Below are 518 nucleotides of genomic sequence, written 5' to 3'. Positions count from 1 at the left end.
CGTCGGCGCCGGCGGCGCCATCGGCACCCCCTACAAGCGCGACAAGCGCCGCAAGCTCGGCAAACGCAAGAAGCTGTTCAACCGGCACCACGCCAAGGTCCGCGCACTCGGCGAACAGGGCGCCGCGTCACTCAAGCACTGGCACATTCTCCGGAAGGCCCGCTGCTCACCAAGCCGCCTGACCGCCATCGTCCAAGCCATCCTCACCCTGCACCACCAGGCCAAATGAGGTTGGAATTAGCTCACGGATCCGGGCGGCGTTGGACTCGAATCCAACGCTGACGCTCCTGAAGGCTTACTCGAGGGACTGGGTGCTTCCCCTGTTCGCCGAGCACCTCGAACAGGCTCCCCGACCAGGTCGGCGCCGTGGGCCAGGTAGAGGTCTTGCGGTGCGTCAGCGGAACCGACCATCGGTTGGAAGCTGAGCAGGAACTCCACGCTGCGAGGCCGCCAGCCGGTCTCCTCTTCGACCTCGCGCACGGCGGTGACGGCCGGGTCCTCTCCGGGGTCGGCGTACC

General features: G+C 67.2%; 2 protein-coding genes. One reads left to right on the top strand and one right to left on the bottom strand.

From position 1 onward, the window contains the following. A partial coding sequence (locus ABFX46_RS43390; protein WP_346050482.1) for a transposase family protein occupies positions 1-229 on the top strand: 229 nt, incomplete at its 5' end. Between the two features lie 8 nt (positions 230-237). Here the strand turns inward: ABFX46_RS43390 and ABFX46_RS43385 are convergent. Further along, positions 238-518, bottom strand: a 281-nt coding sequence (locus ABFX46_RS43385; RefSeq protein WP_346050480.1) for an NUDIX domain-containing protein, incomplete at its 5' end; no start/stop codon positions are given.

It is taken from the genome of Actinomadura chokoriensis, from assembly GCF_039529475.1.
GTDB classification, from domain to species: Bacteria; Actinomycetota; Actinomycetes; order Streptosporangiales; family Streptosporangiaceae; genus Spirillospora; species Spirillospora bangladeshensis.
The sequence above is the reverse complement of the archived record's forward strand: the minus strand, read 5'-3'. Positions and strand labels throughout refer to the sequence as shown.